The 23,384-nt window shown below is 50.9% G+C and carries 24 protein-coding genes; 14 read left to right on the forward strand and 10 right to left on the reverse strand.

The window, feature by feature from the left end; genetic code table 11:
- The first annotated feature begins 133 nt into the window (after positions 1-133).
- Entirely contained in the window at positions 134-430 is a 297-nt protein-coding gene (locus ACYVBJ_RS10750) for an antibiotic biosynthesis monooxygenase family protein (protein ID WP_460982300.1), read from the forward strand.
- Between the two features lie 55 nt (positions 431-485).
- Here ACYVBJ_RS10750 and ACYVBJ_RS10755 read toward each other — a convergent pair whose 3' ends face one another.
- Both ACYVBJ_RS10755 and ACYVBJ_RS10760 read right to left on the reverse strand, forming a co-directional pair.
- The gene (locus tag ACYVBJ_RS10755) at positions 486-1,148 is read right to left on the reverse strand and encodes a Rossmann-fold NAD(P)-binding domain-containing protein (protein WP_460982301.1); all 663 of its coding nucleotides are present in this window, start codon (positions 1,146-1,148) and stop codon (positions 486-488) included.
- A gap of 221 nt (positions 1,149-1,369) precedes the next feature.
- Positions 1,370-1,732, reverse strand: a complete 363-nt coding sequence (locus ACYVBJ_RS10760; protein WP_460982302.1) for an MmcQ/YjbR family DNA-binding protein — start codon at positions 1,730-1,732, stop codon at positions 1,370-1,372.
- A gap of 254 nt (positions 1,733-1,986) precedes the next feature.
- On the opposite strand from ACYVBJ_RS10760, the gene ACYVBJ_RS10765 reads away from it, so the two are divergent.
- Positions 1,987-3,984 carry a S9 family peptidase gene (locus tag ACYVBJ_RS10765; protein ID WP_460982303.1) on the forward strand — a complete coding sequence of 666 codons (1,998 nt, stop codon included), beginning with the start codon at positions 1,987-1,989 and terminating at the stop codon, positions 3,982-3,984.
- A gap of 85 nt (positions 3,985-4,069) precedes the next feature.
- Here ACYVBJ_RS10765 and aac(6') read toward each other — a convergent pair whose 3' ends face one another.
- Positions 4,070-4,513 (reverse strand): aminoglycoside 6'-N-acetyltransferase, encoded by a 444-nt coding sequence (gene aac(6') / locus ACYVBJ_RS10770; protein ID WP_460982304.1) that lies wholly within the window; start codon positions 4,511-4,513, stop codon positions 4,070-4,072.
- A gap of 433 nt (positions 4,514-4,946) precedes the next feature.
- Between aac(6') and ACYVBJ_RS10775 the strand changes: the two genes are divergently transcribed.
- The 6 genes from ACYVBJ_RS10775 to ACYVBJ_RS10800 all read left to right on the forward strand — a co-directional run bounded on the left by ACYVBJ_RS10775 (position 4,947) and on the right by ACYVBJ_RS10800 (position 12,806).
- Entirely contained in the window at positions 4,947-6,368 is a 1,422-nt protein-coding gene (locus ACYVBJ_RS10775; protein WP_460982305.1) for a Gfo/Idh/MocA family protein, read from the forward strand.
- 240 nt (positions 6,369-6,608) lie between these two features.
- Positions 6,609-7,580, forward strand: coding sequence for a methylenetetrahydrofolate reductase (locus ACYVBJ_RS10780; protein ID WP_460982306.1), 972 nt, complete (start codon positions 6,609-6,611; stop codon positions 7,578-7,580).
- Between the two features lie 136 nt (positions 7,581-7,716).
- On the forward strand, positions 7,717-7,872 hold the full coding sequence (locus tag ACYVBJ_RS10785) for a RagB/SusD family nutrient uptake outer membrane protein (RefSeq protein ID WP_460982307.1): 156 nt from the start codon (positions 7,717-7,719) through the stop codon (positions 7,870-7,872).
- Positions 7,862-8,107: a RagB/SusD family nutrient uptake outer membrane protein gene (locus tag ACYVBJ_RS10790; RefSeq protein WP_460982308.1), complete on the forward strand. Its 246-nt coding sequence runs from the start codon at positions 7,862-7,864 to the stop codon at positions 8,105-8,107. The genes ACYVBJ_RS10785 and ACYVBJ_RS10790 overlap by 11 nt, the downstream gene beginning before the upstream one ends.
- Positions 8,091-9,311 carry a GDSL-type esterase/lipase family protein gene (locus ACYVBJ_RS10795; RefSeq protein WP_460982309.1) on the forward strand — a complete coding sequence of 407 codons (1,221 nt, stop codon included), beginning with the start codon at positions 8,091-8,093 and terminating at the stop codon, positions 9,309-9,311. Before ACYVBJ_RS10790 ends, ACYVBJ_RS10795 begins: the two co-directional genes overlap by 17 nt.
- A 9-nt stretch (positions 9,312-9,320) precedes the next feature.
- A complete protein-coding gene (locus ACYVBJ_RS10800) occupies positions 9,321-12,806 on the forward strand; it encodes a PVC-type heme-binding CxxCH protein (protein ID WP_460982310.1) in 3,486 nt (1,161 codons plus the stop codon).
- Positions 12,807-12,857: 51 nt separating this feature from the next.
- Here the strand turns inward: ACYVBJ_RS10800 and ACYVBJ_RS10805 are convergent, their stop codons facing one another.
- Entirely contained in the window at positions 12,858-12,965 is a 108-nt protein-coding gene (locus tag ACYVBJ_RS10805; RefSeq protein WP_460982311.1) for a hypothetical protein, read from the reverse strand.
- 322 nt (positions 12,966-13,287) lie between these two features.
- On the opposite strand from ACYVBJ_RS10805, the gene ACYVBJ_RS10810 reads away from it, so the two are divergent.
- Positions 13,288-14,016 carry a membrane or secreted protein gene (locus ACYVBJ_RS10810; protein WP_460982312.1) on the forward strand — a complete coding sequence of 243 codons (729 nt, stop codon included), beginning with the start codon at positions 13,288-13,290 and terminating at the stop codon, positions 14,014-14,016.
- Positions 14,017-14,186: 170 nt separating this feature from the next.
- The gene (locus ACYVBJ_RS10815) at positions 14,187-14,987 is read left to right on the forward strand and encodes an arylamine N-acetyltransferase family protein (protein ID WP_460982313.1); all 801 of its coding nucleotides are present in this window, start codon (positions 14,187-14,189) and stop codon (positions 14,985-14,987) included.
- Positions 14,988-15,119: 132 nt separating this feature from the next.
- Here ACYVBJ_RS10815 and ACYVBJ_RS10820 read toward each other — a convergent pair whose 3' ends face one another.
- From ACYVBJ_RS10820 to ACYVBJ_RS10830, 3 genes are all read right to left on the reverse strand, one after another.
- A complete protein-coding gene (locus ACYVBJ_RS10820) occupies positions 15,120-15,494 on the reverse strand; it encodes a hypothetical protein (protein ID WP_460982314.1) in 375 nt (124 codons plus the stop codon).
- A 499-nt stretch (positions 15,495-15,993) separates the two neighbouring features.
- Entirely contained in the window at positions 15,994-16,449 is a 456-nt protein-coding gene (locus ACYVBJ_RS10825; RefSeq protein ID WP_460982315.1) for a hypothetical protein, read from the reverse strand.
- A 136-nt stretch (positions 16,450-16,585) separates the two neighbouring features.
- Positions 16,586-17,821: a multidrug effflux MFS transporter gene (locus ACYVBJ_RS10830; protein ID WP_460982454.1), complete on the reverse strand. Its 1,236-nt coding sequence runs from the start codon at positions 17,819-17,821 to the stop codon at positions 16,586-16,588.
- A 240-nt stretch (positions 17,822-18,061) separates the two neighbouring features.
- Between ACYVBJ_RS10830 and ACYVBJ_RS10835 the strand changes: the two genes are divergently transcribed.
- Entirely contained in the window at positions 18,062-18,853 is a 792-nt protein-coding gene (locus ACYVBJ_RS10835; RefSeq protein ID WP_460982316.1) for a 3-keto-disaccharide hydrolase, read from the forward strand.
- A 61-nt stretch (positions 18,854-18,914) separates the two neighbouring features.
- Here ACYVBJ_RS10835 and ACYVBJ_RS10840 read toward each other — a convergent pair whose 3' ends face one another.
- Together ACYVBJ_RS10840 and ACYVBJ_RS10845 are read right to left on the reverse strand one after the other, a co-directional pair.
- Positions 18,915-19,130, reverse strand: a complete 216-nt coding sequence (locus tag ACYVBJ_RS10840; RefSeq protein WP_460982317.1) for a DUF4926 domain-containing protein — start codon at positions 19,128-19,130, stop codon at positions 18,915-18,917.
- 10 nt (positions 19,131-19,140) lie between these two features.
- A complete protein-coding gene (locus ACYVBJ_RS10845; protein ID WP_460982318.1) occupies positions 19,141-19,479 on the reverse strand; it encodes a DUF6883 domain-containing protein in 339 nt (112 codons plus the stop codon).
- A 126-nt stretch (positions 19,480-19,605) separates the two neighbouring features.
- Here ACYVBJ_RS10845 and ACYVBJ_RS10850 point away from each other — a divergent pair, with 126 nt between their 5' ends.
- Together ACYVBJ_RS10850 and ACYVBJ_RS10855 are read left to right on the forward strand one after the other, a co-directional pair.
- Entirely contained in the window at positions 19,606-20,622 is a 1,017-nt protein-coding gene (locus ACYVBJ_RS10850) for a glycoside hydrolase family 5 protein (protein ID WP_460982319.1), read from the forward strand.
- 184 nt (positions 20,623-20,806) lie between these two features.
- On the forward strand, positions 20,807-21,277 hold the full coding sequence (locus ACYVBJ_RS10855) for a VOC family protein (protein WP_460982320.1): 471 nt from the start codon (positions 20,807-20,809) through the stop codon (positions 21,275-21,277).
- 249 nt (positions 21,278-21,526) lie between these two features.
- Here ACYVBJ_RS10855 and ACYVBJ_RS10860 read toward each other — a convergent pair whose 3' ends face one another.
- Positions 21,527-22,501 (reverse strand): helix-turn-helix transcriptional regulator, encoded by a 975-nt coding sequence (locus tag ACYVBJ_RS10860; protein ID WP_460982321.1) that lies wholly within the window; start codon positions 22,499-22,501, stop codon positions 21,527-21,529.
- A gap of 105 nt (positions 22,502-22,606) precedes the next feature.
- Between ACYVBJ_RS10860 and ACYVBJ_RS10865 the strand changes: the two genes are divergently transcribed.
- Positions 22,607-23,371, forward strand: coding sequence for a cupin domain-containing protein (locus ACYVBJ_RS10865; protein WP_460982322.1), 765 nt, complete (start codon positions 22,607-22,609; stop codon positions 23,369-23,371).
- Positions 23,372-23,384 lie beyond the last annotated feature (13 nt).

Below are 23,384 nucleotides of genomic sequence, written 5' to 3' on the forward strand. Positions count from 1 at the left end.
GATTATACTAACTGAACACCAGATTGACCGTTACGTAAATGCCTGATCCTCCTGTTGGTAAGGTTCCTGTTTTTGCTTTACTTTATGGCTTCCATCAAATAATTTTCTCCTCACCTTCTCCTCTTTTCCGAATATGTTCGCACGCGTTATTCAAGTTCCGCTGAAGCCTGACAGTATTGACGAGGCTACCAATTATTTTCGAGATGCCGTTGGGCCAGCGCTCAAGCAGCTCGATGGCTTTAAGAATAGTCGTTTCCTCACAAACCCATCGACCAATAAATGTCTGATGGTGACGCTGTGGGAGTCGGAACAGCATCGGCAAGACGCCGAAGCCAGTGGTTTTCTCCAGGATGTGCTCAAGAATATGGGACAATATTTTGCCGGTTCGCCAACCGTCGATTATTACGAGGTCGGCGTTCAGGTCATGTAAGCCGGGGCGTTGTGCATGACCTGTGGAACAACTGACAAAGCAGGCTATGACCCCTCTACGCTTTCGCTAACTGGACAATGTCTTTTACTTCGAGGATCGGCTTTGCGTAACCTTTTGTTACGGTGTTGATCATGGCTCGCCCAAGCTCCTGTAACGTAGAGAAGCCCGCCGGGTACACCGCTCGGCCAATGGGGTAAATCCATTCCAGAAACCGGTAATAGCTTTTCACGTTTCTGGCCCCTTCGGAGGCTTTCAGAAACCCTGGCCGGAAGTTGTACACGGTTTTGAACGGCAGCCGCATCAGGTCGTTTTCGGTTTTGCCTTTCACCCTGGCCCATCTAAGCGAGCCTTGCTCGGTGCTGTCGGTACCCGCTCCCGATACGTAGCAGAACGTCATATCGGTGTTGAGTCGTGAGAGGGTCTGGGCGACGTGCAGGGTTAAGTCATACGTCAGACGGTAATACTCAAGTTCTTTCATGCCTACCGACGATACGCCCAGGCAGAAAAAGCAGGCGTTGTAGCCGGTCAACTGGCTCTCGATGGGCGAGAGGTCAAAAAAATTAGCGTGAACTACTTCTTTTAACTTCGGATGCGATACGCCACCCGGTTTTCGGTTAATAATCAGCACCTGCTCGACATCGGGATGCCGAAGACATTCCTGTAATACGCCCTCACCAACCATGCCGGTTGTGCCGGTAATTATTGCTTTAATCTTCATAGCCGCGTATTGAACTAATTGCGTAAGTCGCTCGGTCTAAACAGATAAACAAAACTTTATGGATCGCTCTACTTTGTAACGTGATTTATGGCTAAACGGCTGACGCAGCAATTCTTTGTCTGTCAATCAGCTAGCCTGCAACGATCGCCAACGCACGCTACGTGCTGAAACGCCAGCCTATGAACTCCCTGTTGTATCCTTTGTTTTCGGGCTTGCGTCGGTTATTCCTGGAGGTGTTCGTCTTCATCGGTTCGGATGAGGAGTGCCAGCTTTTTGGGGGCGACTTCACAATAAGCGGCTTTTAACGCGTCGAGCAGCGTTTCTTCGGGAACTTTCGGCAGGCTTACGAGGGTCCAGCCCGATTTGCCCCATTTGTTCGGAACGGGGTAGATAACGGTTTTATCGAACGCACAGAAAAGATCCTGATCCACGGAAGATAGCTTCAGACAGGCCCGCTGTTCATTTTCGTTGAGGGTCGCAACAACCTTTTTCGCCACTTTGAACGACGTAATGCCCGAGTGGGGTTGTTCCGTAATTTGGGGAAGCGACAAAACCAGTTGCCGAAACGTATCAATGTCAACCATATTAAAAGAACGTTGGAGGATACCGGTGAAGCAGGTAAGTGGCATGCAGGTGTAAATAGCTGATCGCTGCCAACCTCTGCTTCGACCGGAAGATAAGCCGGAAAACGCGAATGGCCTAGCAATGAACATATAATGTAAACGCGCTGTAGACATTAGCCTGCGGAACTCCAGCCCAGGAGAATACCGGGCGGGCAGTGCCCGAAATTTACGGCGACGTTGTATATTTAAAGCTTAATCCCGTCTTACGCAGTTCCATGAAACGACTTTTTCTGCTCTTATTAGCAGCCGGTCCGGCTCTGGCGCAGTCGCCAGCCAAACGTCCGATCAATTCCTCGGATGTGTATCGTTTGCAGACTATCAGCGATCCGCAAGTGTCGCCCGAAGGTGATTGGGTAGCGTTTGTCCAGTCGTCGGTCGACAAAGAGAAAGACAAGCGGAATGCCGACATCTGGATGATTAGCTGGGATGGCAAGCAGTCAGTGCAGTTAACCAGCAGCCCCGATGGGGAATCGTCACCCCGCTGGAGTCCGGATGGCCGGTACCTGTCGTTCATTTCGGGAAGAAACGGTGAGAAAAATGCGCAGCTCTGGCTGATGGATCGGCGCGGTGGTGAAGGTAAAAAGCTAACCGACCTGAAAGGCGATCTGGAAGGCTACGAGTGGGCCCCCGATGGTAAAAAAATTGCCCTGGTCATTCGCGATAAGGACTATTCCGATTCGGCGAAAAGCAAGGTACGGACGCCGTTTGTGATCGATCGCTATAAGTTTAAGGAAGATATGAAAGGCTACCTCGATCGGCGGGCCGCGCATCTGTACCTGTTCGACGTAGCGGCAAAGACGCTGGATACGCTGACCAGGGGACAATACGATGAGGCCACGCCGGTTTGGTCGCCCGATGGGCAGCGCATTGCGTTCAGCAGCAACCGCACCTCCGATCCGGACCGGAATGAAAACACCGACATCTGGGTCATTGATGCAAAGCGGAATGCGGCTCCGAAGCAGCTGACCAACTGGCCGGGACGTGACAATCAGCCTGTCTGGAGCCCTGATGGGCAGCGCATTGCGTACGTACGGTCGACGGCGTCTACTAATTTCGTCATGTACGATCAGCCAATTCTGGCGGTGGTATCGAGTCAGGGCGGAGAGCCGACATTGCTGTCGACGTCATTGGACCGGCCGGTACGTAACCCGCACTGGACCGCTGATGGACAGTCGATTGGGGTGTTAGTCGACGATGACCGCCGGACGTATCTGGGAACGTACTCGCTGGATGGTACACTAACCAAACTTGGCCTTGGCGACCGGGCCTTCTCTGATCTGGAAGCGCACCCAAAAGGCGGCTGGGCCACGTTGATGAGCGAGCCACAACTACCGACGGAACTATATGCGCTCGAAAACGGAAATATCCGTCGGCTGACGACCATTCAGGATGCGTTTGTAGCGCCTTTGGCTCTGGCGTCGGTGGAAGGGTTTACGTCGAAAAGCAAAGACGGTACGCAGGTGTCGAACCTGTTGTTTCGCCCGGCCAATGCCTCGGCTGGCCAGAAACTACCGACAATTATGTTTATCCACGGTGGACCCGTATCACAGGATAACTTCGCTTTTGACCTGACTCGTCAGATTCTGGCGTCGGGCGGCTATGCGGTTGCTGCCGTGAACTATCGGGGCAGTAACGGGCGCGGACTGGCGTATTGCAAAGCGATTTATGGAGACTGGGGAAACAAAGAAGTAGCCGATATTCTGGGCGCTGCCGATTACCTCGTTGCTAAAAACATTGCGGAGCCAACGAAGCTGGGCATTGGTGGCTGGAGCTACGGCGGCATCCTCACTAACTACACCATTGCGACTGACTCACGTTTTAAAGCGGCAGCCAGCGGGGCTGGTAGTTCGTTGCAGACGACGATGTATGGCTCTGATCAATACGTGAACCAGTACGAGAACGAGTTAGGTTTACCGTGGAAGAACGCTGAGAAGTGGGTCAACCTGTCGTATCCGTTCTTTAAAGCGGATCGCATCAAAACACCGACGTTGTTCATGGGTGGCGAGAAGGATTTTAACGTACCGGTGGCTGGCAGCGAGCAAATGTATCAGGCGCTTAAAACGCAGGGGGTATCGACCCAGCTCATTATTTACCCCGGTCAGTACCACGGTATTACGGTGCCAAGCTATCAGAAAGACCGGTTCGATCGGTATTTACAGTGGTTTGATCAATACCTCAAAGCACCGGTTGCTGCGTTACAAACTCAGAAATGACAATCTGACGTAGCGTAAGGCATATACCCCTCTCGTTGAGTACCCCTCCCAACTTCTCCTTGTAGGGGAGGTTGGGAGGGGTACTTTATAACACCGGTTTAATGAAGAAAATGGTGCGTTCCTCTTCCCGAAAGCCGACTTTATTATGAAACTCGGCGCTGGCAACGTTGTCGAGCAAGGCGTCGGAAGCTAACTCACGGCATCCCTGCTCGCGGGCCCATTGTTCGGCTCGCTCAATAAGCTGCCGACCGATACCTTGCTGTTGATACGCTGGTCGAACGTAAAGACCTTCTACGAAAGCCACGGGTTTGTGGGTAGCTCCCGGTACGTAATCATGACGAAGTGAAAGATTCAGAAAACCAATCGCTGTGCCCGACTCGTCGCGAACGATAAACGCTGTCTCCTTTGGCGATTGGGCAATGGCATTTGTTACGTCCTCCATTTCTTCAGGTTCGTAATCGGGCCACAATTCAAGGGCTAGTTGTAGCCAGTCGTATGCGTCGGTTTGGGTTACAGGCAGAATGGTCATCGGACTATCTGGTAGATTGATACTCGATTTGGCTGGTCAAGATAGCGCATCGGTAGCTTAGCTCATCCAGTTTTTTCGGAATGGTCTGCCAGTCGGCGCGTAAGTTCGCTGAATGGTTAACGTAACGATTCCAGCTTCCGGGCTTTTAGGTGCTCTGCGTCTTTTAGCCTCCATATTGTCTGGTTGGCCTAGTATATGTTTTTTGCCGGAACTGTCCTGGAGAGTAGGCAGTAAGACCTTGTAGTTGTTTACAGCGGTTGAGTGTATGTCGGTATTCTGGCTTTATCGGTGCCTGATCAAGGATGGCAGTAAGCAGAATTAGGTGGTGAAAGGTAGGTCGGCGGCAAATATTTAGTTATTTTGGGACGTCTTTTGGCGCAACCCTGACCTGACGGTTGTGACTTATCTTGATTATCCCAAACCGAATACCCTAATGAAAAACAAGGAACAGGAGACATCCGGTAACGCGGCCTCCCGGCGGTCGTTTCTTAAGACCCTTGGTATTGCCGGCACTGCGGCAGCCACTGCTCCGGCTGCACTGGCCGAGACAAAGGCTTCAGCCCCTCAGTATTTGAACCTGATAAAAAGCCACGCCAGCACGGCTGCCAACGAGAAGGTACGTATTGCCCTCATCGGAACGGGGGGAATGGGCATCGGCGACACGCAGACGGCGCTGATGGTGAATGGCGTTGAGATGGTAGCGGCCTGCGATCTGTACGATGGTCGTTTACGGCGGGCGAAAGAGCTTTGGGGCGATGGCCTGACCGTTACCCGCGATTACCGCGAACTACTGGACCGGAAAGACATTGATGCCGTTATCAACGCGACAACGGACCACTGGCACGAGAAAATCTCGTCCGACGCCATGCGCAAAGGCAAGCACGTATACTGCGAGAAGCCGATGGTGCAGAAGTTCGAAGACGGCCATACGCTGATTAAAGTGTCGAAGGAAACGGGCAAGGTGTTTCAGGTGGGTAGCCAGTTCGCCAGTTCGATCATTGTGGCCAAAGCTAAAGAACTGCTGAAAGCGGGCGATATTGGTGAACTGGTATTTGCCGAAGCGCAGTATGACCGCCATAGTGCAATGGGAGCCTGGCAATATTCGATTCCGCCCGATGCTTCCCCGCAGACGGTCGATTGGGATACGTACCTGGGTTCTGCCCCAAAACGTCCCTGGGATCCGCTCCGGTTCTTCCGCTGGCGGAATTATCAGGATTATGGGACGGGTATCGCCGGAGACTTGTATGTACACCTGCTCACAACCCTGCATACCATTACGGGCTCGAAAGGGCCAAATCGTGTGTATTCCAGCGGAGGAACGCGCTATTGGAAAGACGGTCGCGACGTACCCGATATCCAACTGAGCATTTACGACTATCCCAAAACGGCTGAGCACCCCGAGTTTAATCTCACGACCCGGTCCAACTTCGTGGACGGTGGGGGCGGTGGCTACCTGGTTCGTCTGGTCGGTACCGAAGGGGACCTGTCGCTGGGCTGGGACAGCCTGACGGTACGTAAGAACAAGTTTCCGAAAGCTCCGGGCATGTCGGTCGACAATTTTCCGAAAGACCAGAAAGAGCTGTTCATTGCTGAATACAATAAAATGTATCCGCAGCATTCCGAAATGGAAGGGCCGAAAGAGTTCAAGTATACCGTGCCTAAAGATTACAAAGGAGACCGGTACGAGCACTTTGTGAACTTCTTTAATTCGGTACGCGATAACAAACCGAATATCGAAGATGCTACGTTCGGCCTCCGTGCCTGCGGGCCAACGCAGTGCGGCAACATGAGCTTTGCCCAAAAGAAAGTGGTGAGCTGGGACCCCGTCAGCATGAAGATCGGGAACGCGGTTTAACCCCAGTCAATACCAACGAACAGCGCCTTGTGAATCTCATAAGGCGCTGTTTGCTTTATTAACACCAGAAGTAAACGTCCGATAACAATCATTTTCAGCAAACGAATCGTTCGGAATGCGGATTGGGTTTGATAAAAAGCTACCGCTATCCCTATTTTTGTTTTTCACGCATCAGCGAAGTGCTACGTGTGCTTCTCCACCTGACGCTGACCCAAGCTTACCGAAGACAAACGCCTGATAATGTTTCTAGACAAGATTAAATCCGCAGAATCGGGTGTGCTGCTTTATGGCATCACGCCACCCAAAGACAGTACACCACCTGAACGAGTCGCCGAGATCGCTCAAAAAACCGCTGAACGACTCGCCAGCCTAGATATTGATGCACTCGTGGTGTATGATGTACAGGATGAATCAGCCCGGACGACAGAAGAAAGGCCTTTTCCGTTTTTAACAGCGCTTGATCCGCTTAGTTTTGCTTCCGGCTATCTGGGGGCTTTACCCATTCCCAAAATAATCTACCGCCCTGCCGGTAAGTTTACTGCTGAAGAGCTAACGGATTGGCTGGAAGAAATTCACGAGCACCGCTTTTATCCTGTTTTTGTGGGCGTTCCAGCCCCCGACTTTCCGGTAAAAACCAGCCTTGCGCAAGCGTACGAGATCTGGCGCAAGCACCAGGATACGTCTGTTATTGGTGCCGTAACGATTCCTGAACGACATAATCTGCTGAACGACGAGGATGTCAGGATACTCGATAAGATGAGTTGTGGGGTATCGTACTTTATTTCCCAGTGTGTGTTTAATCTTGACTACGCCAAACAGGTCGTTGACGACCTGTCTCTCCGCTGTAGCCGACAGCAGACCCCACCACCGACGGTCATTTTCACGCTTACCGCCTGCGGATCGGTAAAAACGCTTCACTTTATGGAGTGGTTAGGTATTCACGTACCGGATGAATTGAAGGAAGAGCTAAAGGTGTCGGAGGATATTCTTGAGAAATCGGTCAGGTTATGCTTTGATATTGCCTCTGCGCTGACCACGTTCTGTATCGAACGCTCTATCCCTTTCGGCTTTAACATTGAAAGTGTTTCTATTCGGAAAGCAGAAATCGAAGCTTCTATCGATCTGGCAAATCGAGTAGGGCAGATGCTTAAGGATAAAGGCGTCAGGAAGTCGGCTGGAGAACGTGAAGTAGCGACTGTTAATCCGTTGTAATGATTGTTGCGTTGACATGATAGGCGATGTCATAGTTGGGAAATAGGGAAAGACGCAGGACCAACTTTTCATGAAAAGCTATACAGGGGGTTTGAAGGTCAGAACCCATTTAGAGCTTTTTGCATACACAATTCCTTTGAGAAACGGCAGCGTTACGTTCCTGCTGCTCCGCTATGCCGAAGTGCTCAACGAACAGGGTAAAACCGCCGATGCGTTGCCTTATAGCAGTTTGGTAAAAACGCGGGCAAAACTCCCTGATCTGACCAGCACCAGCCAGGCCGATGTACGATGACATCAAAAAAGAGCGGCAGGTAGAGTTTCTCTATGAAGGCTATCGCTGGTTCAATCTGGTACGTACTGGACGGGCACAGGTGGTGATGAACGCCCACTACGCCAGTTGGATGATTTTGAGCTTGTTTTCCCGATTTTGCAAAACGAAATCGATCTTAACCCGACACTGGTCAGGTAAAATCCCGGCTATTAAACCAACCGAACACACGCGAATTACCTATGCGGAAACCGACTAAATCAGGCTTACTTTTCTTTTTGCTGATCAGTGTTTTAAGTAGAATGAGCTTAGGCCAGGCCCCGGAAACATTTGAGTTGAAAATGGGCGACAGAGTGGCTTTTCTGGGTAATTCGCTGATGGAAGATGACGTACAGTATGGCTATCTTGAACTGGCCCTAACAACGCGGTTCCCGAATCGGAACGTAACGTTTCGAAACATTGGCTGGTCGGGGGATAACGTATTTGGCGAAGCGCGCAGCTACGTAACAACACCGCCCTCGCCCTACGAACTGCTCATTCAGCAACTCACCAATACCAAACCCACGGTGGTGTTTCTGGCCTATGGCGGGGTTGAAGCGCAGGATGGCGAAGCTGGGTTAGGCCGGTTCAAACAAGGATTGAATCGATTGCTGGATAAAATTGATTCGCTGGGAGCTCGAACGGTGTTAGTGTCACCGATTCCGGTGTTGCTGCCCACGTCGACAAACGTAACGCAACGGAACGCGGCATTGGAAACCTACGCGTCGGCCATTGCACAAACGGCGGCTGAACGGAAAAAACGATACGTTGATCTGTTCAAACCAATTCAGGAAGCTGCCCGACAGGCGGTAATTACCGACGACGGTATTCACCTCAACGGAACGGGTTACTATTACCTGGCTACGGCGCTGGAGAAAGCACTGGGGCTGCCTACACGTAATGCCGGAATTACCATCGACGCTGCAAAAAAGACGGTTGAATCAGCCACCCCGACGAAGTTGCTGAACGTTGATGGATCGGGGGCGAACGTAAGCTTTATTGTCGATGAATCGTACCTGCCGCTGCCAGCGCCGAAGCAGGATGGAAAAGCCATAGCCGTTGATAACGGACGGAAACTGACGATAACGGGTTTGAAAAAGGGATTTTATACGCTTACCGTTGATAACGACGAGGTAATTACCGCTTCGGCTAAGCAATGGGCCGACGGGATTACGCTCCGGCAGGGGCCTTCGTTTACGCGGTCGGCCGAATTGCAGACACTCATCCAGAAAAAGAACGAACTGCATTTCTTCCAGTATCGTCCGCTCAATCAGACCTATATAATCGGTTTTCGTTCCTACGAACAGGGGCGTCATAAAAAAGGGCTGGAAGAACAGAGCTACATCATTACGTGGCTCGAAGGGCAGATTGCCGCCACCAACCAGTCCAACCCCGCAACGTATCAACTTACTCAGCTAAAGTAACCCGCCATCATGCTACGTATTCGTTCCATACGACCCTTAGCCTTACTTCGTAAAAGCCTGATCATCCCGGCGCTCGTGCTGACAACGGCGCTGGTCAATCAGGATAAAAACGCCGACGTACCCGATCCTGATGTTCAGAAAGAACTCGAATCGTTCAAGGTTGCCGAAGGGTTTGAGGTGACCTTGTTTGCTGCCGAACCGCTGGTTGCCAAGCCGATTCAGATGAACTGGGACGCCGAAGGCCGGTTGTGGGTGGTGAGCAGTACAGCCTATCCGCACCTGAAAACAGGCGAACAGGCCAATGATAAGATTTTTGTGCTGGAAGATACCAATGGCGACGGTAAGGCGGATAAGTCGACCATTTTTGCCGAAGGTCTGCTCACGCCAACGGGAATTTTGCCCGGCGATGGCGGGGTTTATGTGGCCAACTCGACCGAAATTCTGCATTTTGCCGATACCGACGGCGATGGTAAAGCCGACAAAAAGCGCCGGGTTCTGAGCGGTTTTGGTACGGCCGATACGCACCACCTGATTCATACGTTTCGCTGGGGGCCAGAAGGGAGTTTGTATTTCAACCAGTCGATTTACATTTACAGCCACGTCGAAACGCCGTCGGGCATCAAGCGTCTGGAGGGCGGTGGGGTCTGGCAGTTACGTCCTAACGAACGTGAACTCGATGTATATGCCAAAGGGCTGATCAATCCGTGGGGGTTGCAGTTTTCGCGCTGGGGCAATTCATACCTGACCGATGGTGCTGGTAGCGAGGGGATTAACTATGCCTTTCCCGGCGCTACGTTCGTAACGGCACCGGGTGCGGAGCGAATCCTGCGCGGGCTGAATCCCGGACAGCCCAAACACAGCGGACTGGATATCATCACCGGAAAGCACATGCCGGATGCCTGGCAGGAGCGATTGATTACAAACGACTTCCGGGCCAATCGCATCAATAGTTTTAAGCTCGAAGAACAGGGCAGTGGCTTTGTGTCGAAACAGCAGGACGATCTGCTCTGGACCAACCACGTAGCGTTTCGTCCGGTCGATATTTCGATGGGCCCCGATGGGGCGATCTATGTAGCGGACTGGTACAACCCCATTATTCAGCACGGCGAAGTTGATTTTCACGACCCGCGTCGCGACCAGCAGCATGGCCGTATCTGGCGGATTGTGGCGAAAAACCGACCACTGGTGAAGAAGCCAAATCTCGTAACCGCGTCCGTTGCTGAATTGCTTGACGCACTACGCCAGCCGGAAGACTGGACGCGCTTGCAGGCCAAACAAACGCTGAAACGTCGGCCCTGGCAGGAGGTTATTCCGGCGCTGGATAAATGGGTGAGCGATCTGGACAAAAACGCGGCTGATTACGAACACTTGTTGCTCGAAGGGCTTTGGACGTATCAAACGCTTAACGCCGTTAACGAATCGGTGCTCCGTTCGCTGCTCAGTGCCAAAGACCACAATGCCCGGGCGGCTGCGTTACGTGCCTTTCAGCTGTGGCATGGTAAACTAAAGGATGAATCGACGTTGATTTCGAAAGCGGTGCAGGACCCGCACCCACGCGTTCGGCTCGAAGCGGTAGTGGCGCTGCGCAAGGTCAATTCGGCAGATGCGGCCCGTTCGGCCCTGACGGCACTCGACCAGCCGATGGATGAGTTTCTGGATTTTGCCCTCTGGCAAACCGTTCGTGAACTCGAACCGAAGTGGGCCAGCAAGTTAAAAAGCGAACCGGACTTTTTGGGCGATGGTAAAAAAACAGTATTTGCGCTTAAATCGGTGAGCAGCGCCGAAGCCGTTGCACAACTGGCGCAGCTTTATCAGAAAGGTCAGGTGCCCGAAGCGTATCAGAACGATGTGCTGGGATCGATTGCTAAATGGGGCGGGGTGGCTGAACTGAATACGGTATTCGACATGACCGTTCAAAACGCGCAGGACAAGCAAACCGCGGCTCGGTTGGCTGCACTGGCTGATGCCGCCCGCCAACGGAACCTGAAACCATCGAACGGGCTAAATCGTATTGCTGATTTTTTGGGCAGCAGCGATGAAGCGGTGGCTGCCAATGCGATTGGGCTGGTGGGTTTGTGGCGGATGGACGAGTTGAGCGACCGACTCGTTACGTTGGTTCGCCAGGGCGATAAGCCTGTTAGAAAAGCGGCTCTGGGCGCGCTGGCAACCATCGGTACTGATAAAACGCGCAAGCTTCTTGTTGATATGAGCGGCCCGAAAAATGCGCCCGACTTACGGATGCTGGCTACGGCGCAGCTGGTGTGGTCAGATCCAACAGAAGCGGCACGTATCGGCAGTGATTTGCTACGTACCCTCCCCGCCGGAACTGATGCAACCGACTTGTTTCAGGCGTTTTTTGCGTCAAAAGCTGGCACGCAGGCCCTGGCCGATGCCATAGCCGCCAGAAAGATTTCAGAGTCGTTTGCCAAAACAGGCCGGCAACTGATGGTGCGCGGAATGCCCTGGAACCGGCAGAAAACCGATGAGACGCTGGCGTTGCAAAAAGCGCTTGAGAACTCCGGTGGTACGTTGCCCATGGAGCGCATGCCGCAGCAACTGAACGATCAGGAAATCACGTCGCTGGCCACTCAGGTTCGGCAATCGGCCGATCCGATGCTGGGCGAGAAAGTGTTTCGGAAGCAGGAATTGCTTTGCCAGACCTGTCACGCCATTGGCGGAGCTGGCGGACGCATCGGGCCGGATTTAAGCAGTCTGGGCACCAGCTCTCCCATCGAAACCATTATCCGGTCGGTGCTGTATCCAACAGTGTCCATTAAGGAAGGTTACGAACTGCAACGTATCGTAAAGAAAGACGGTACCGAAATGATGGCCTATCTGGTCAGTAATGGTACGTCGGAAGTGGTGGTGCGGGACGTATCGGGCACGGAAATCGCCATCCCGAAAAACCAGATCACCACCGTCGAAAAAACGCCCGGTTCGCTGATGCCTCCCGGCTTAACGGCTGGTCTTGACAGGCAGGAATTTATCAACCTAGTTGGCTTCCTGTCGAAAATTGGCGAGTCGGGGCAATTCCGCGTACCAACAACCCGGCTTGTCCGGCGCTGGAACACGATCCCGGACAGTAAAGACCTGGCCCGGAAAGTGGCGCAGGATGCGGGTTACGTAGCGAAAGACAACGGTAAACTACCGACCATGCCCATTTATAGCAACGTGTCAGGCGGATTGCCCGTCGATGAGCTTCCGGTCGTGGAGGTAAGTCCGGGCAAACGCTATAGCTTTGTCCGGTTCGATATGGAAGTGGTCAGCAAAGGGAATGTCGAACTGGATTTCAGTTCGACCGTGGGTGTAACGGCCTGGGCTGGGCAAAAGCCGTTGAAAGTGAGCACGAAAGGCGTAACGGCGGACCTGCCGCAGGGAATGCAGACCATTACGCTGGCCATCGACAGAGCGCAGTTTAAAGGCGGGCAACTGGCTATTGAGCTTCAGGATGCCCCGCAATCGCCCGCCCAAATTCGACTCACTATGGGACGCTAGAAGCCGCTACGCTTAACTGGTTTTTTGCGTCTTGCCCTTAATCCGGCGTGCTCAGCCCTTCGACTCAATTTCGAGCAGGGTTCTGCGGGCGGTTGTGTTGCTTATGTTAAAGGTTTTGATAAGTTCATTTTTCGACGGAATCGGGTCTCCTGGCTTCAATTCTCCCGTTCTTATTTTTTTTCGATACTAGTTTCACTAAATGCGATAAACTCTGCTTTTCCTGTTGTCAGGAGATTTTTATTTTCTATCCAGTTTGATCACCAACGGAAGCAAGTTTAATACGTTAATGGGTGCTTCTGTTTAACGGGATCGTTTTAAGAGGTATCGGTAGCTGAAAGTAACGAATATTGGGTTTAAATGCTTCCGAGCAGGACCCGACTACCTGAAGTGCGCCCACATCTGAAATGCGAACGTATTGATTTGAGTAGCCAATCCAAGATTTGTGCCTTTGAGGTAGACAGCGAACTAAACTTGATAAACTATGAAAGCACAGTTGACACTGGCGTTGTTGTTCCTGATCGGGGTAGGTGCATCGTTTAAACCAATTAAGACAGACGTAGACGGGGCCTGGCGAATGACTGACGCAACCGGAAAAACGGTGATGCTGACAATCATCGATAACTACCTCATGCAGACGATCTATGAACCGACTCGCTTTATTGGTACGCGAGGAGGTGTCTGTCAACGGAACGGCGATGCCCTAACGCTAACCGTTGAATTCGATTCGCAGGATAGCAGCCGGGTCGGGCAGGCGGAATCGTACAGGATTGGCCTGCAAAACGGGAAACTAACCATAACGGGTCAGGCCGGTGCGCAAACGTTTACGCGCGTTGACGAGCCTTCGGCGCAGACACCCCTGGCAGGCTTATGGCGAATCACGGGTCGGGCGAACGAGACCGGACAAATCACGGCTATGCAGCGGGGTGCCCGAAAAACGATCAAACTCCTGACAGGCAGCCGTTTTCAGTGGGCAGCTATCAATCCACAAACCAAACAGTTCTCGGGTACTGGTGGCGGTACGTATACGTTTACGAATGGGCAGTATACCGAAACTATTGATTTTTTTTCCCGCGACAACAGCCGGGTTGGTCGTTCGCTTAGCTTCACCGACAAGGTAACCGGCAGCGAATGGACCCACACTGGCCAGAGTTCGACCGGCGGACAGGTTAACGAAATCTGGACCCGCGAACCAACCGGGAATACGCGTTGATCAGGGGCCGAATATAAGACGCTGACCCGGATTGATTAGGGGTACTCGGTAACGATTCAGGCGGTAGGATTGTCAGTTTACCAGTTAGTTAGCACAGTTCAGCAAAACAGTTCTGGATGTTTATAGCGGTTTATTCCAATTTTGGCCGGAATTAATGAAAAACAGCGGCTATGAACGTCAGTGCCTATCTCGAGCGGCTTCACTATACCGGGGTGGTAGATACAACACTGGAAACTTTGCAGAAACTGCATTACCAGCACTTGTTAACGATACCTCTCGAAAATCTGGATATTCACTACGGCCAGCCGATTGAGCTGGACCGAGATACGCTGTTCGATAAAGTAATCACCCGAAAACGGGGCGGTTTCTGTTACGAACTCAACGGCCTTTTCTACGAACTCCTTCGAACGATTGGTTTTCAGGTAAAGCGGGTATCAGGCCGTGTTTATGAGCCGGGCAAAGGCTACAACAACGAATTCGATCACTTGGCGATTATCGCACACATTGATGGTACGGACTGGCTGGTTGATGTTGGGTTTGGTCGTCGGTTTCCACTACACCCGCTGGCGGTAACGTGCGATGTGCCCCAGTCCGACAGAACCGGCTGCTACGTAATCACAAAACACGATGACCAGTACCTGGCCGTCCGGCAGAAGGATGAAGCCGGAAACTGGATTGCCGCGTATATTTTTTCGCTGACGCCACGGGCGATTCATGAGTTTGAAGCGATGTGCCACTATCACCAAACTTCGGAGCACTCGTATTTTACGCAGAACATGTTATGTACGCTCGTTACACCCCAGGGCCGCATTACGTTAACGGATAATCGGATGATGATTACCGAAAACGGACGTATCATCAGAAAGGATGTGATAAACCGTCATGCCTTTGAGTATCTGCTGGAAACGTATTTCCTCATTCAGTTCGATTCCGAAGCCTGCCGTTTGCAGGGAATAGCGCCGAAAAGATGATTGGCGCTACGTTGCCTGGGCCCGAAGTTGTATAAGCGTACTAACATAATCTCATAAAACAGGCAGCCCGAACGTACCGTACGTTCGGGCTGCGCAATTCAGGTGTGGTATTCAGAAGCTGTCTGACAAAGGTTACTCAGCCTGCATGGTGATCAGGCGCTGTGGCTGCCGTGAGGTCATCAGCTTCACCTGCTTGCGGATGCTGCCCTGAGCTGAGCGGATTTCGATTTCGTACTGACCGTCGGCGAGTTCGTCAACGTTGAACAGAATAGCGGGTTTGCTTTCGTATCTCGGAATGAATCTTTCGTACAGAACATGGTTCTTCTCATCCCGCAAAACCACGGTAAGCTGCTCGGTTGTTGGCTTTACAACCGATAACCGGATTTGGTTTTTAGCGGTAACAAAAGCGCTGGCGTCGAACGACAAACCCTTTGGATTGGTAGGGTTGCCCAGGGTGGCTGCTGATACTAAAATAGCGCCGATCAGATTACTCAGTACTGTGAACATGATGGTAGTGTTTTAAAGGTTGTATTTGTTGTGTTTGATACAGGCAGTCAATCAACTGCTCAATGCCAGTGAGCCAAACGCTGTGCCAATTTAACTGTCAATTGACAATCAGATAGTTAGCTTTTTGGGGCTGTGCCAAACTTGTACGAAACCGGACAGGCGCTGTTCACTTGTGGACAAAAGTAGCGGACAGTTGATCGTAGCGAAAAGCAGATAAGTACGAGTCGCCGGAAATAGAAGATGAAGCGTAAGAAAGCAACGCTGACTTGAAAAACGAACCATTGCTCTGTCAGAAATTGCTAATAATCAGTTATTTATAATTGAAAATTTGTCTGTGTATAATGCAAAAGCCGCCAGCATAGTCTGGGCGGCTTTCGTAAAGCGCTTGAACAACGTGAGTTGTGAATACAATGCTGACGCCGTGGCGAGGCCCAGCGTCTCGTTGCAAATGAGGTGGTTATATTGGATGTTATCCAGAATTCACCTTAACTAAAGAACATTACCTGTTCGCAATGAAAGCGATCTCCTGCGATGCGTGGGTGGCCGGATCGGTTGCCGAATAGTTGAAGATGATCAGGCTGCCTTCTACATCCGCAATACGTACGCCCTCAGCGTAAAGGCCATACTCTCCACCTTCCTGCTTAATGGCCAGATCATCGAGCGAGAACGTAACGTCTTCGTTGCCCTGAGTCTTTAGAAGAAATGCCAGATTAAGCGCTGCCTCACCCGCTTTGGAGAGTTTAACCGTACCGGACGCCACCGTCTGGCCGTTATCGACCATGGGCAGCGTGGAGAAATTCACCTTAACGTCACCGCTGGTGTAGCGAAACGAACTGAGTTTGTACGTGCCTGTAAATTTATCGGCAAGGGCAGTTGACTGGGGTTGAACGTCGGTGTCTTTCTTACAAGCTGCAAGTGAGGCAACTACGAAGAGGAGTACTAACAGTTTTTTCATAGCAATCGTGTATTTGTGTTTACGATTGCAAACATAGCCTGACCCGTTTGGCAGACTAAGGACAACCCGGCTCAGTTGTTGATTTTACGGGTTCAGTCGTTCATAGCAGTCGCCGGACCGGTGAAGCGAGTCAATGCTAAAGCACCACTTCGGGCGAAGGCTCTTCGGTTGTCAATCGCTTGCTCCGATACTGGATGGCTCGCTCGCCGATCAGCAGCACCAACAGGCCGCTGATTACGCAGGCCGTCATAACGCCGACCATCGGAAGGGCCGTATTGTTGTGGAGTATACTGACTACGCCCGATACCAGCGCTCCAAATGCCATCCGAAAGCTGCCCATCAGAGCCGCGGCACTGCCCGCGTGCCGCACGAACGGAGCCAGCGAAAGCGCCGACGCATTGGGATTGCTCAGCCCCTGACCGCATAAAAACAGAAACAGCATCCCAATCAATCCATACAGCCCATACCAGCCTGCCCACACACCGATAATCAGCAGTACGCCTACCGCCGACTGATACAGCAAAACAGCGTGTACAATCCGCTCGCTGGTATACCGCTTCAGCAGGAAGTGGTTCAACTGTGTTGGGCCAATGATACCCACTGCCAGAAAGGCAAAGATCCAGCCGTAGTGCTGCTCACTTACCCGGTAAATTGTCATGAACACATCGGGGGAGCCAGATATATACGCGAAAGGAGCCGAGGTCGCCAGGCCACCCGCTAAGGCATACGTGAGAAACTGCGGCTGTTTGAGCACCATCAGGAAATTGCCTAACACGGCCTGCGGTTTAAGCGACAGCGACGGATCGGCTCGTCGCCCGTCGGGTAAAAGGTAGTAGATGGCCACCAGAATAATGGCCGTAATAGCGGCCAGGATGATGAATATAGAATGCCAGCCAAAGGCGACCGTAGCGTAACCACCCACCGTTGGTGCAATCATTGGCGAAACGGCAACAACCAGCGTGAGCAGCGAAAAAACCTGGGCCGTTTTATCGACGGGAAACAGATCACGGACCAATGCCTGAGCCGCTACCAGGCCAACGCATCCACCCAAAGCCTGAAGCAACCGCATCAGAATCAGGGTCTCGATAGAGGCTGTTGATGCACACCCAATTGATGCCACCAGATAAACCGCCAGACCGGCATAAAGCGGCAGCTTCCGGCCATAGCGGTCGAGCAGAGGACCGTACAGAAGCTGGCCCGCCGAGATACCGACCAGATAGGCCGTTAACGATAACTGAACCTGAGCAATGGAGGTGTGCAGACTTTTCGCAATAGCCGGAAAACCCGGCAAATACATGTCGATGGAAAACGGACTGATCGTAGAGAGAGTCCCTAAAATCAGGATAATGACAAAATGCTGCCGACGGGTCATGAACTGCAAAAAAGGTACGTACTCGTATAGACGCGCAACCAAAAGCGATTGTTCCTGACCAACCCGAATGATTTACTTACTGAGTATACGGCTAATGGGTGGTGGCCTAACTAACTCCCAGCCTGCTTATTTCAGCGAATAGAGCGGTAGATGTTCGCCATGAAGTGCTTACTTTTAATGTCGCGACCAAGTAGCTGGTACGTCTATACGCAGGAACCTAACTAACCCCCTTATACGCTCATGAAGTCATTTACCCGTGCAGCCATTTATACACTTGCTACGTCGACGATGTTGGCTGTTAGCCTGGCAATGATGCCTGAAGTGAAAGAGCCAGTCGGCATTGGCGTGAAACCGCCGAAAAGCGCTGAGGTCCTGTTCGACGGCTCCCGCAAGATGCTTGACGAGAAATGGACGTACTGGCAAGGTCCCCGGCTGGCCGCTACGCTGCCCATCAAATGGGAGGTCCAAAAAGACCCAACGGGGAGTGGGATGGTTTTAAATACCAATGACCCGGCAGCTGCGGGTGGTAAATACGGAGCCGCTGATATTGTGACCAAAAAGCCGTACCGCGATTTTCGGTTGCACGTCGAATTCTACATCAGCAAAGCAGGCGGCAATAGTGGGGTTTATCTGCAAAATCGCTACGAGATCCAGGTCGTCGATGGCGACACAACTTCGCACGGCATGGGGGCTGTTATCAACGAATCTCCATCGCCGTATTACGCCTACAATGGCATTGGCAAATGGAATGCTTACGACATCCAGTTCCGGGCGGCTCGTTTTCAGGATGGCAAACGTACGGAGCCCGCTATGGTCTCGATGTACTTCAACGGCAAGAAAGTGTATACCAACCAACGTATCAATCAGGTATGGGGTGGGCCAAACTCCGGCATCGATGGCGGTAATGACGGCGGCAAAGGCGTTACCGATACGCCCGGCGGCCTAAAGCTACAAGCCGAAGGGCACGATGTCTTGTACCGCAACATCTGGATCAAAGAGATGGACTTCAAAAAGGCTGATACAGATTTTTAGGTAAAGTCAAGAATGCTTGAGCAACCCGCTTATAGTGTATGTTCACAAGAGCACAGGCAAGTTACTCTACTATATCAGCGTGCAGATAGACTTTCATGATATCGTTTACTGAGACAGTGGGCGTTGCATAGGGTATACCATTGCGGCCGGAAAACTCTACTAAATACTGATCCCGGGGGCCTGCATCAACAATGACACCAATTTCACCCCGGCGAAGATTGAATTCTGGTAGCGGCTTTATAAGTGCAATTGTGTCGTGCAGTTTTAGAATGTCCATGTTAGCAGTATCAGTAATTAATTATGTAACAACTTGTCAGCCGGGGAAAGTTTTCATTATCATGGATAGTCCAACTTGTGCGTACAGTAGCCGTTTTGTTATTATATGTCATGACGAAATCAACAGCGTATAATTTGCCATAGCTGTTACAACCTCCGTATTCCGCAGGATTTAACAAAACGGCATTTAAAACAGCTGTTTTAAGAGCTTCCCAGTTCGCTAACGTTATACCTAAGGCTACATAAAACACTTTGGCTTTATGCTTACCATATGGGTGATTTGGATTTAAGCAGTAACCTGTAAATTTAGAATCATCGGCATAAGCACGTTCAGCAAACGGTAGAAGCATATTGCAAAATAGTTGATTTGCTTGAATCGTTCGTATTCAACTGTCGAAAGAATGGCTCACACTGATTGAGAAAGTATAACTTTGAAGTTGCTGACAACTTAACTATCGCCCTTGCATATACACTTAATGAAACTCTCGTCACTTTCTTTATTCCTCTTACTCTCCTTATTCACTAGTCAATCTCCGGCGCAGACAGTTGCCAAGCTCAGTCAAATACGCGTTGAGGGAAATAAGTTAGTTACGGCCGATGGCAAGACGCTTGTTTTTCGCGGACTGAACGCCAGCGATCCTGATAAGCTGGAAAAGAGCGGCCATTGGGATAAGTCTTATTTTGAAGAAATGAAACGCTGGGGCGCAACCCTCGTCCGGTTTCCGGTGCACCCGGCCGCCTGGCGGAACCGGGGGAAAGCCCAATACCTTCAACTGCTGGATAAGGGCGTGAACTGGGCCAGCGAACTTGGTTTATACGTCATCATCGACTGGCACAGCATCGGGAATCTGAAGAACGAGATGTATCAGAACCCCATATACGAAACCACACAGAAAGAGACGTTTGAGTTCTGGCGCACGATAGCCGATCACTATAAAGACAATTCGACCGTTGCCTTCTTCGAGCTATTCAACGAACCAACGGTGATGGGTGGTAAACTGGGCACCTGTAGCTGGGATGAGTGGAAAAAACTCATGGAAGAGACCATCACCATCATCCGGGCTAATGGAGCCAAAGCTATCCCACTGGTAGCTGGTTTCAATTGGGCGTATGATCTGAAAGAGGTAGCGAAGAACCCGATTAATGCCGAAGGAATTGCCTATGTGAGCCATCCGTATCCCATGAAACGCGAAAAGCCGTGGGAAGACAAATGGACGGCCGACTGGGGATACGTAGCGAAAAAGTATCCGGTCGTGTTAACGGAAATCGGCTTCTGCGGGCCCGACGATAAGGGCGCTCACGTACCGGTAATCAGTGATGAGTCGTACGGCGATGCCATCACAAAATACTGCGACACCAACGGCATTTCGTACGTAGTTTGGGTATTCGACCCGCAGTGGGCACCCATGATGTTTACGGATTGGAACTACACACCCACCCGTCAGGGACAGTATTTTAAGAAGGTAATGCAAAAAAGTAGCAGTAGTCGTTAGGTCATTCGTTGTCATCAGGCGTCATTAAAGCCTGTTTATAGTGACTATCAATGATAGCAAATAGCCAATGGCTAATGACCAGGCTGTTTGTCGCAATACCCCCGTTCATTGGCGGATTTGACCTCCTTCGCTTGCATGTATAGCTGGTATCTTTGTTTAGTCGCTAACCAGAACAGTAAACAACATGCAAACGATCACAACATTCCTGACGTACAACAATCAGGCGGAAGAGGCTGCAAACTTCTACACCTCCATTTTCCCCAATTCAAGAATTGTGCGCGTCACTCATTATGGAGAAGGGGCACCTATGCCGAAAGGAAGTGTTATGTCTGTTACCTTTCAGTTGGATGGGCAAGAGTTCTTTGCGCTAAACGGTGGGTCTTATTTCACCTTTTCGGAGGGTATATCTCTCTTTGTCGATTGCAAAAGTCAGGCAGAAGTAGACACGTATTGGGAAAAGCTTTCGGAAGGTGGCCAAAAAGGTCCGTGTGGCTGGCTCAAAGATAAGTTTGGTGTTTCGTGGCAAGTCGCTCCGTCTGCTCTGGATAACTTGTTACAGGATGAAGACCCCGAGAAAGCCCAGCGCGTTATGACCGCTATGATGAAGATGTCGAAAATCGACATTCAGCAGTTAGAAGAAGCATACTCAGTTTAAACAAACTAGTACAAGTAGTACTCCGCCGTATTCTGAAGCTAAGAATGGGGCGGGGTATTTTGTTTTCTATAACTTCAAATTATGCTAAACGAGAGCCGTAAAATTGCAGTAGTTCTCTGTAATAAATAATTGTTATTCAATTGGTTATACTTTGATAGGGTTAGAGATAAGGGCCAGTTCGCCATCTGCTTACGGATACGCTGCTAAGACCAGGCCTGAGCGAGTGTCATCAAATAAAACAACGGGTGATTACCGGCTGGGGGAGTAGCCAAATCGTTTTTTGAATTCGGCAGAAAAACTGCTGACGTTGTTATAGCCAATGTAATCGGCGGTTTCCGAAACATTCATGACCTTCCCGGCCAGAAGCTGCCGGGCTTTCTGCATGCGGAGGTGATGAATATGGCCGAAAACGGTAGTATTGAACAACGTCTTGTAGCCCTTCTTCAATTTAAACTCATTCAGGCCAAACTGATGGGTGATCTGAGTCAGCGTAAGCGGTTGGAGGTAATTTAATTCGATAAACTCCCGGACAGCGCTTAGTTTCTCTTTATCGGCTCGATTCCATTGAGTTTTGGCCGGAAGCCGACTGGCCTGCACTATGTGATCAACCTGTAAGGCAAATAACTCCAGGAGTTTAGCTTCAATAAACAGGTACCGAGTGAGACCCTGGAATATGCAGTTTTTAACAGCACAAATGATTTCGGCCATCCTTGGCTGCACTTTCAGTTGGTTGGGAGAGGCAAAAAAGACGGCTTTGCGCTCCATGCTCTCAGCCACCCGATCTAACGCGCCGAGTTCAGAGGAACCAATCAGATTTTTGAAAAAGGCGAGATTGTACGAAATCTGAAACGCATCGAAGTGACCCGAATGAATAATGTGGTCAGCCTGAAACGTGGGGTTGTACTGGAACCCATGCCGGTTACGCTTGAAATCGACGTGATTCTTAATGTTTGAGAAGCGGGACTCGATACCTCCACTCAGGATATACGCCGAATTTACGTCCTCAACCGGCTGCGTATCGCACAAAAGCAACGGACGCTCCGAACGAATTGAAACCTGCATGAGCGCCATGTTCGGCGTTATGACCTGACCAATGCTGCCGACCGCCAGATTCGGTTCTTCAAACGTCATAACGGCTTCGGTATACCGGTCACTGCTGTGGACCAGCCGCTGATCCACACGACTGAAAATACTATCCCAGTTGTCAGTAACAAGTTTATCCATTTAGCCTAAATCGTTATCCGTTTTCCCTAAACTGCTGAGGCTTAGGAAGGACCAACTTTGCATAAACAAAGAACAACAAATTCGAACAAAACAAAAACAGATTTTATGCAAGCGTTAGCGACTTCCTCGTCAAATCAAAATGTACTCATCCACGTACTGTCTTTCGTGTTTTATCCGACCGGCGTCTACCGGGTCTGGACAAGAGATCATGCCCTTTGGTTACGTTTACTGTACACGTTAGTCGGTTTACCTGTGTTTCTGGTCGTATTCACTTTCCTGAGCATCATCACGTTTGCCGTGTTTCTGCCTGACCTGGACATGAGTATGGGTGACCGGAGCGATCGAACCATTGTGAATAAAGAAGGAAATTACGCCAGCACCTTCCTGAAAACGGCCCACGATACAAAAGGAGCGTATGAACTGGTGCGGGTCGAAGTAGAGCCGCATGGGGGGAATGGCTGGCACTACCATAAAACGTTCGATGAGTTTTTTATGGTTGAACAGGGCGAAATGACCATCGGGCTGGAGGGGACAGAACTTAAACTACATCCGGGCGAACAGGCATCGGCCAAGAAAACCCAGCTGCATTTTTTTCAGAACCAGACCAATACAAAAGCTATTTTGATTGTAAAAACAACCCCAGCCCGCGGTCTTGAGAAGTCGGTACGTATAGCCTACGGCCTAGGGAATGATGGGCAGTTCAACGGGGAGTTGCCCAATAACCCCTGGCATATGGCCCTGCTGCTGGGGTATAGCGAAACGTATCTGGATGGTATCCCTGCCTTCATTCAGGAGCCGCTGGTGAAAAGCCTGGCGAAGATTGCCCAGTGGAAAGGGGAAGATAAAGACCTTAAGAAGTATTTTGAGTAGTATAAATAAGTTT

It is taken from the genome of Spirosoma fluminis (assembly GCF_054778895.1).

What these genes read in the sequence shown, in the direction of transcription:
- ACYVBJ_RS10750 (WP_460982300.1), top strand. Translation starts at nt 134, where the DNA reads ATGTTCGCACGCGTTATTCAAGTTCCGCTGAAGCCTGACAGTATTGAC.
- ACYVBJ_RS10755 (WP_460982301.1), bottom strand. Translation starts at nt 1,148, where the DNA reads ATGAAGATTAAAGCAATAATTACCGGCACAACCGGCATGGTTGGTGAG.
- ACYVBJ_RS10760 (WP_460982302.1), bottom strand. Translation starts at nt 1,732, where the DNA reads ATGGTTGACATTGATACGTTTCGGCAACTGGTTTTGTCGCTTCCCCAA.
- ACYVBJ_RS10765 (WP_460982303.1), top strand. Translation starts at nt 1,987, where the DNA reads ATGAAACGACTTTTTCTGCTCTTATTAGCAGCCGGTCCGGCTCTGGCG.
- ACYVBJ_RS10775 (WP_460982305.1), top strand. Translation starts at nt 4,947, where the DNA reads ATGAAAAACAAGGAACAGGAGACATCCGGTAACGCGGCCTCCCGGCGG.
- ACYVBJ_RS10780 (WP_460982306.1), top strand. Translation starts at nt 6,609, where the DNA reads ATGTTTCTAGACAAGATTAAATCCGCAGAATCGGGTGTGCTGCTTTAT.
- ACYVBJ_RS10790 (WP_460982308.1), top strand. Translation starts at nt 7,862, where the DNA reads ATGTACGATGACATCAAAAAAGAGCGGCAGGTAGAGTTTCTCTATGAA.
- ACYVBJ_RS10795 (WP_460982309.1), top strand. Translation starts at nt 8,091, where the DNA reads ATGCGGAAACCGACTAAATCAGGCTTACTTTTCTTTTTGCTGATCAGT.
- ACYVBJ_RS10800 (WP_460982310.1), top strand. Translation starts at nt 9,321, where the DNA reads ATGCTACGTATTCGTTCCATACGACCCTTAGCCTTACTTCGTAAAAGC.
- ACYVBJ_RS10810 (WP_460982312.1), top strand. Translation starts at nt 13,288, where the DNA reads ATGAAAGCACAGTTGACACTGGCGTTGTTGTTCCTGATCGGGGTAGGT.
- ACYVBJ_RS10815 (WP_460982313.1), top strand. Translation starts at nt 14,187, where the DNA reads ATGAACGTCAGTGCCTATCTCGAGCGGCTTCACTATACCGGGGTGGTA.
- ACYVBJ_RS10820 (WP_460982314.1), bottom strand. Translation starts at nt 15,494, where the DNA reads ATGTTCACAGTACTGAGTAATCTGATCGGCGCTATTTTAGTATCAGCA.
- ACYVBJ_RS10825 (WP_460982315.1), bottom strand. Translation starts at nt 16,449, where the DNA reads ATGAAAAAACTGTTAGTACTCCTCTTCGTAGTTGCCTCACTTGCAGCT.
- ACYVBJ_RS10830 (WP_460982454.1), bottom strand. Translation starts at nt 17,821, where the DNA reads ATGACCCGTCGGCAGCATTTTGTCATTATCCTGATTTTAGGGACTCTC.
- ACYVBJ_RS10835 (WP_460982316.1), top strand. Translation starts at nt 18,062, where the DNA reads ATGAAGTCATTTACCCGTGCAGCCATTTATACACTTGCTACGTCGACG.
- ACYVBJ_RS10840 (WP_460982317.1), bottom strand. Translation starts at nt 19,130, where the DNA reads ATGGACATTCTAAAACTGCACGACACAATTGCACTTATAAAGCCGCTA.
- ACYVBJ_RS10845 (WP_460982318.1), bottom strand. Translation starts at nt 19,479, where the DNA reads ATGCTTCTACCGTTTGCTGAACGTGCTTATGCCGATGATTCTAAATTT.
- ACYVBJ_RS10850 (WP_460982319.1), top strand. Translation starts at nt 19,606, where the DNA reads ATGAAACTCTCGTCACTTTCTTTATTCCTCTTACTCTCCTTATTCACT.
- ACYVBJ_RS10855 (WP_460982320.1), top strand. Translation starts at nt 20,807, where the DNA reads ATGCAAACGATCACAACATTCCTGACGTACAACAATCAGGCGGAAGAG.
- ACYVBJ_RS10860 (WP_460982321.1), bottom strand. Translation starts at nt 22,501, where the DNA reads ATGGATAAACTTGTTACTGACAACTGGGATAGTATTTTCAGTCGTGTG.
- ACYVBJ_RS10865 (WP_460982322.1), top strand. Translation starts at nt 22,607, where the DNA reads ATGCAAGCGTTAGCGACTTCCTCGTCAAATCAAAATGTACTCATCCAC.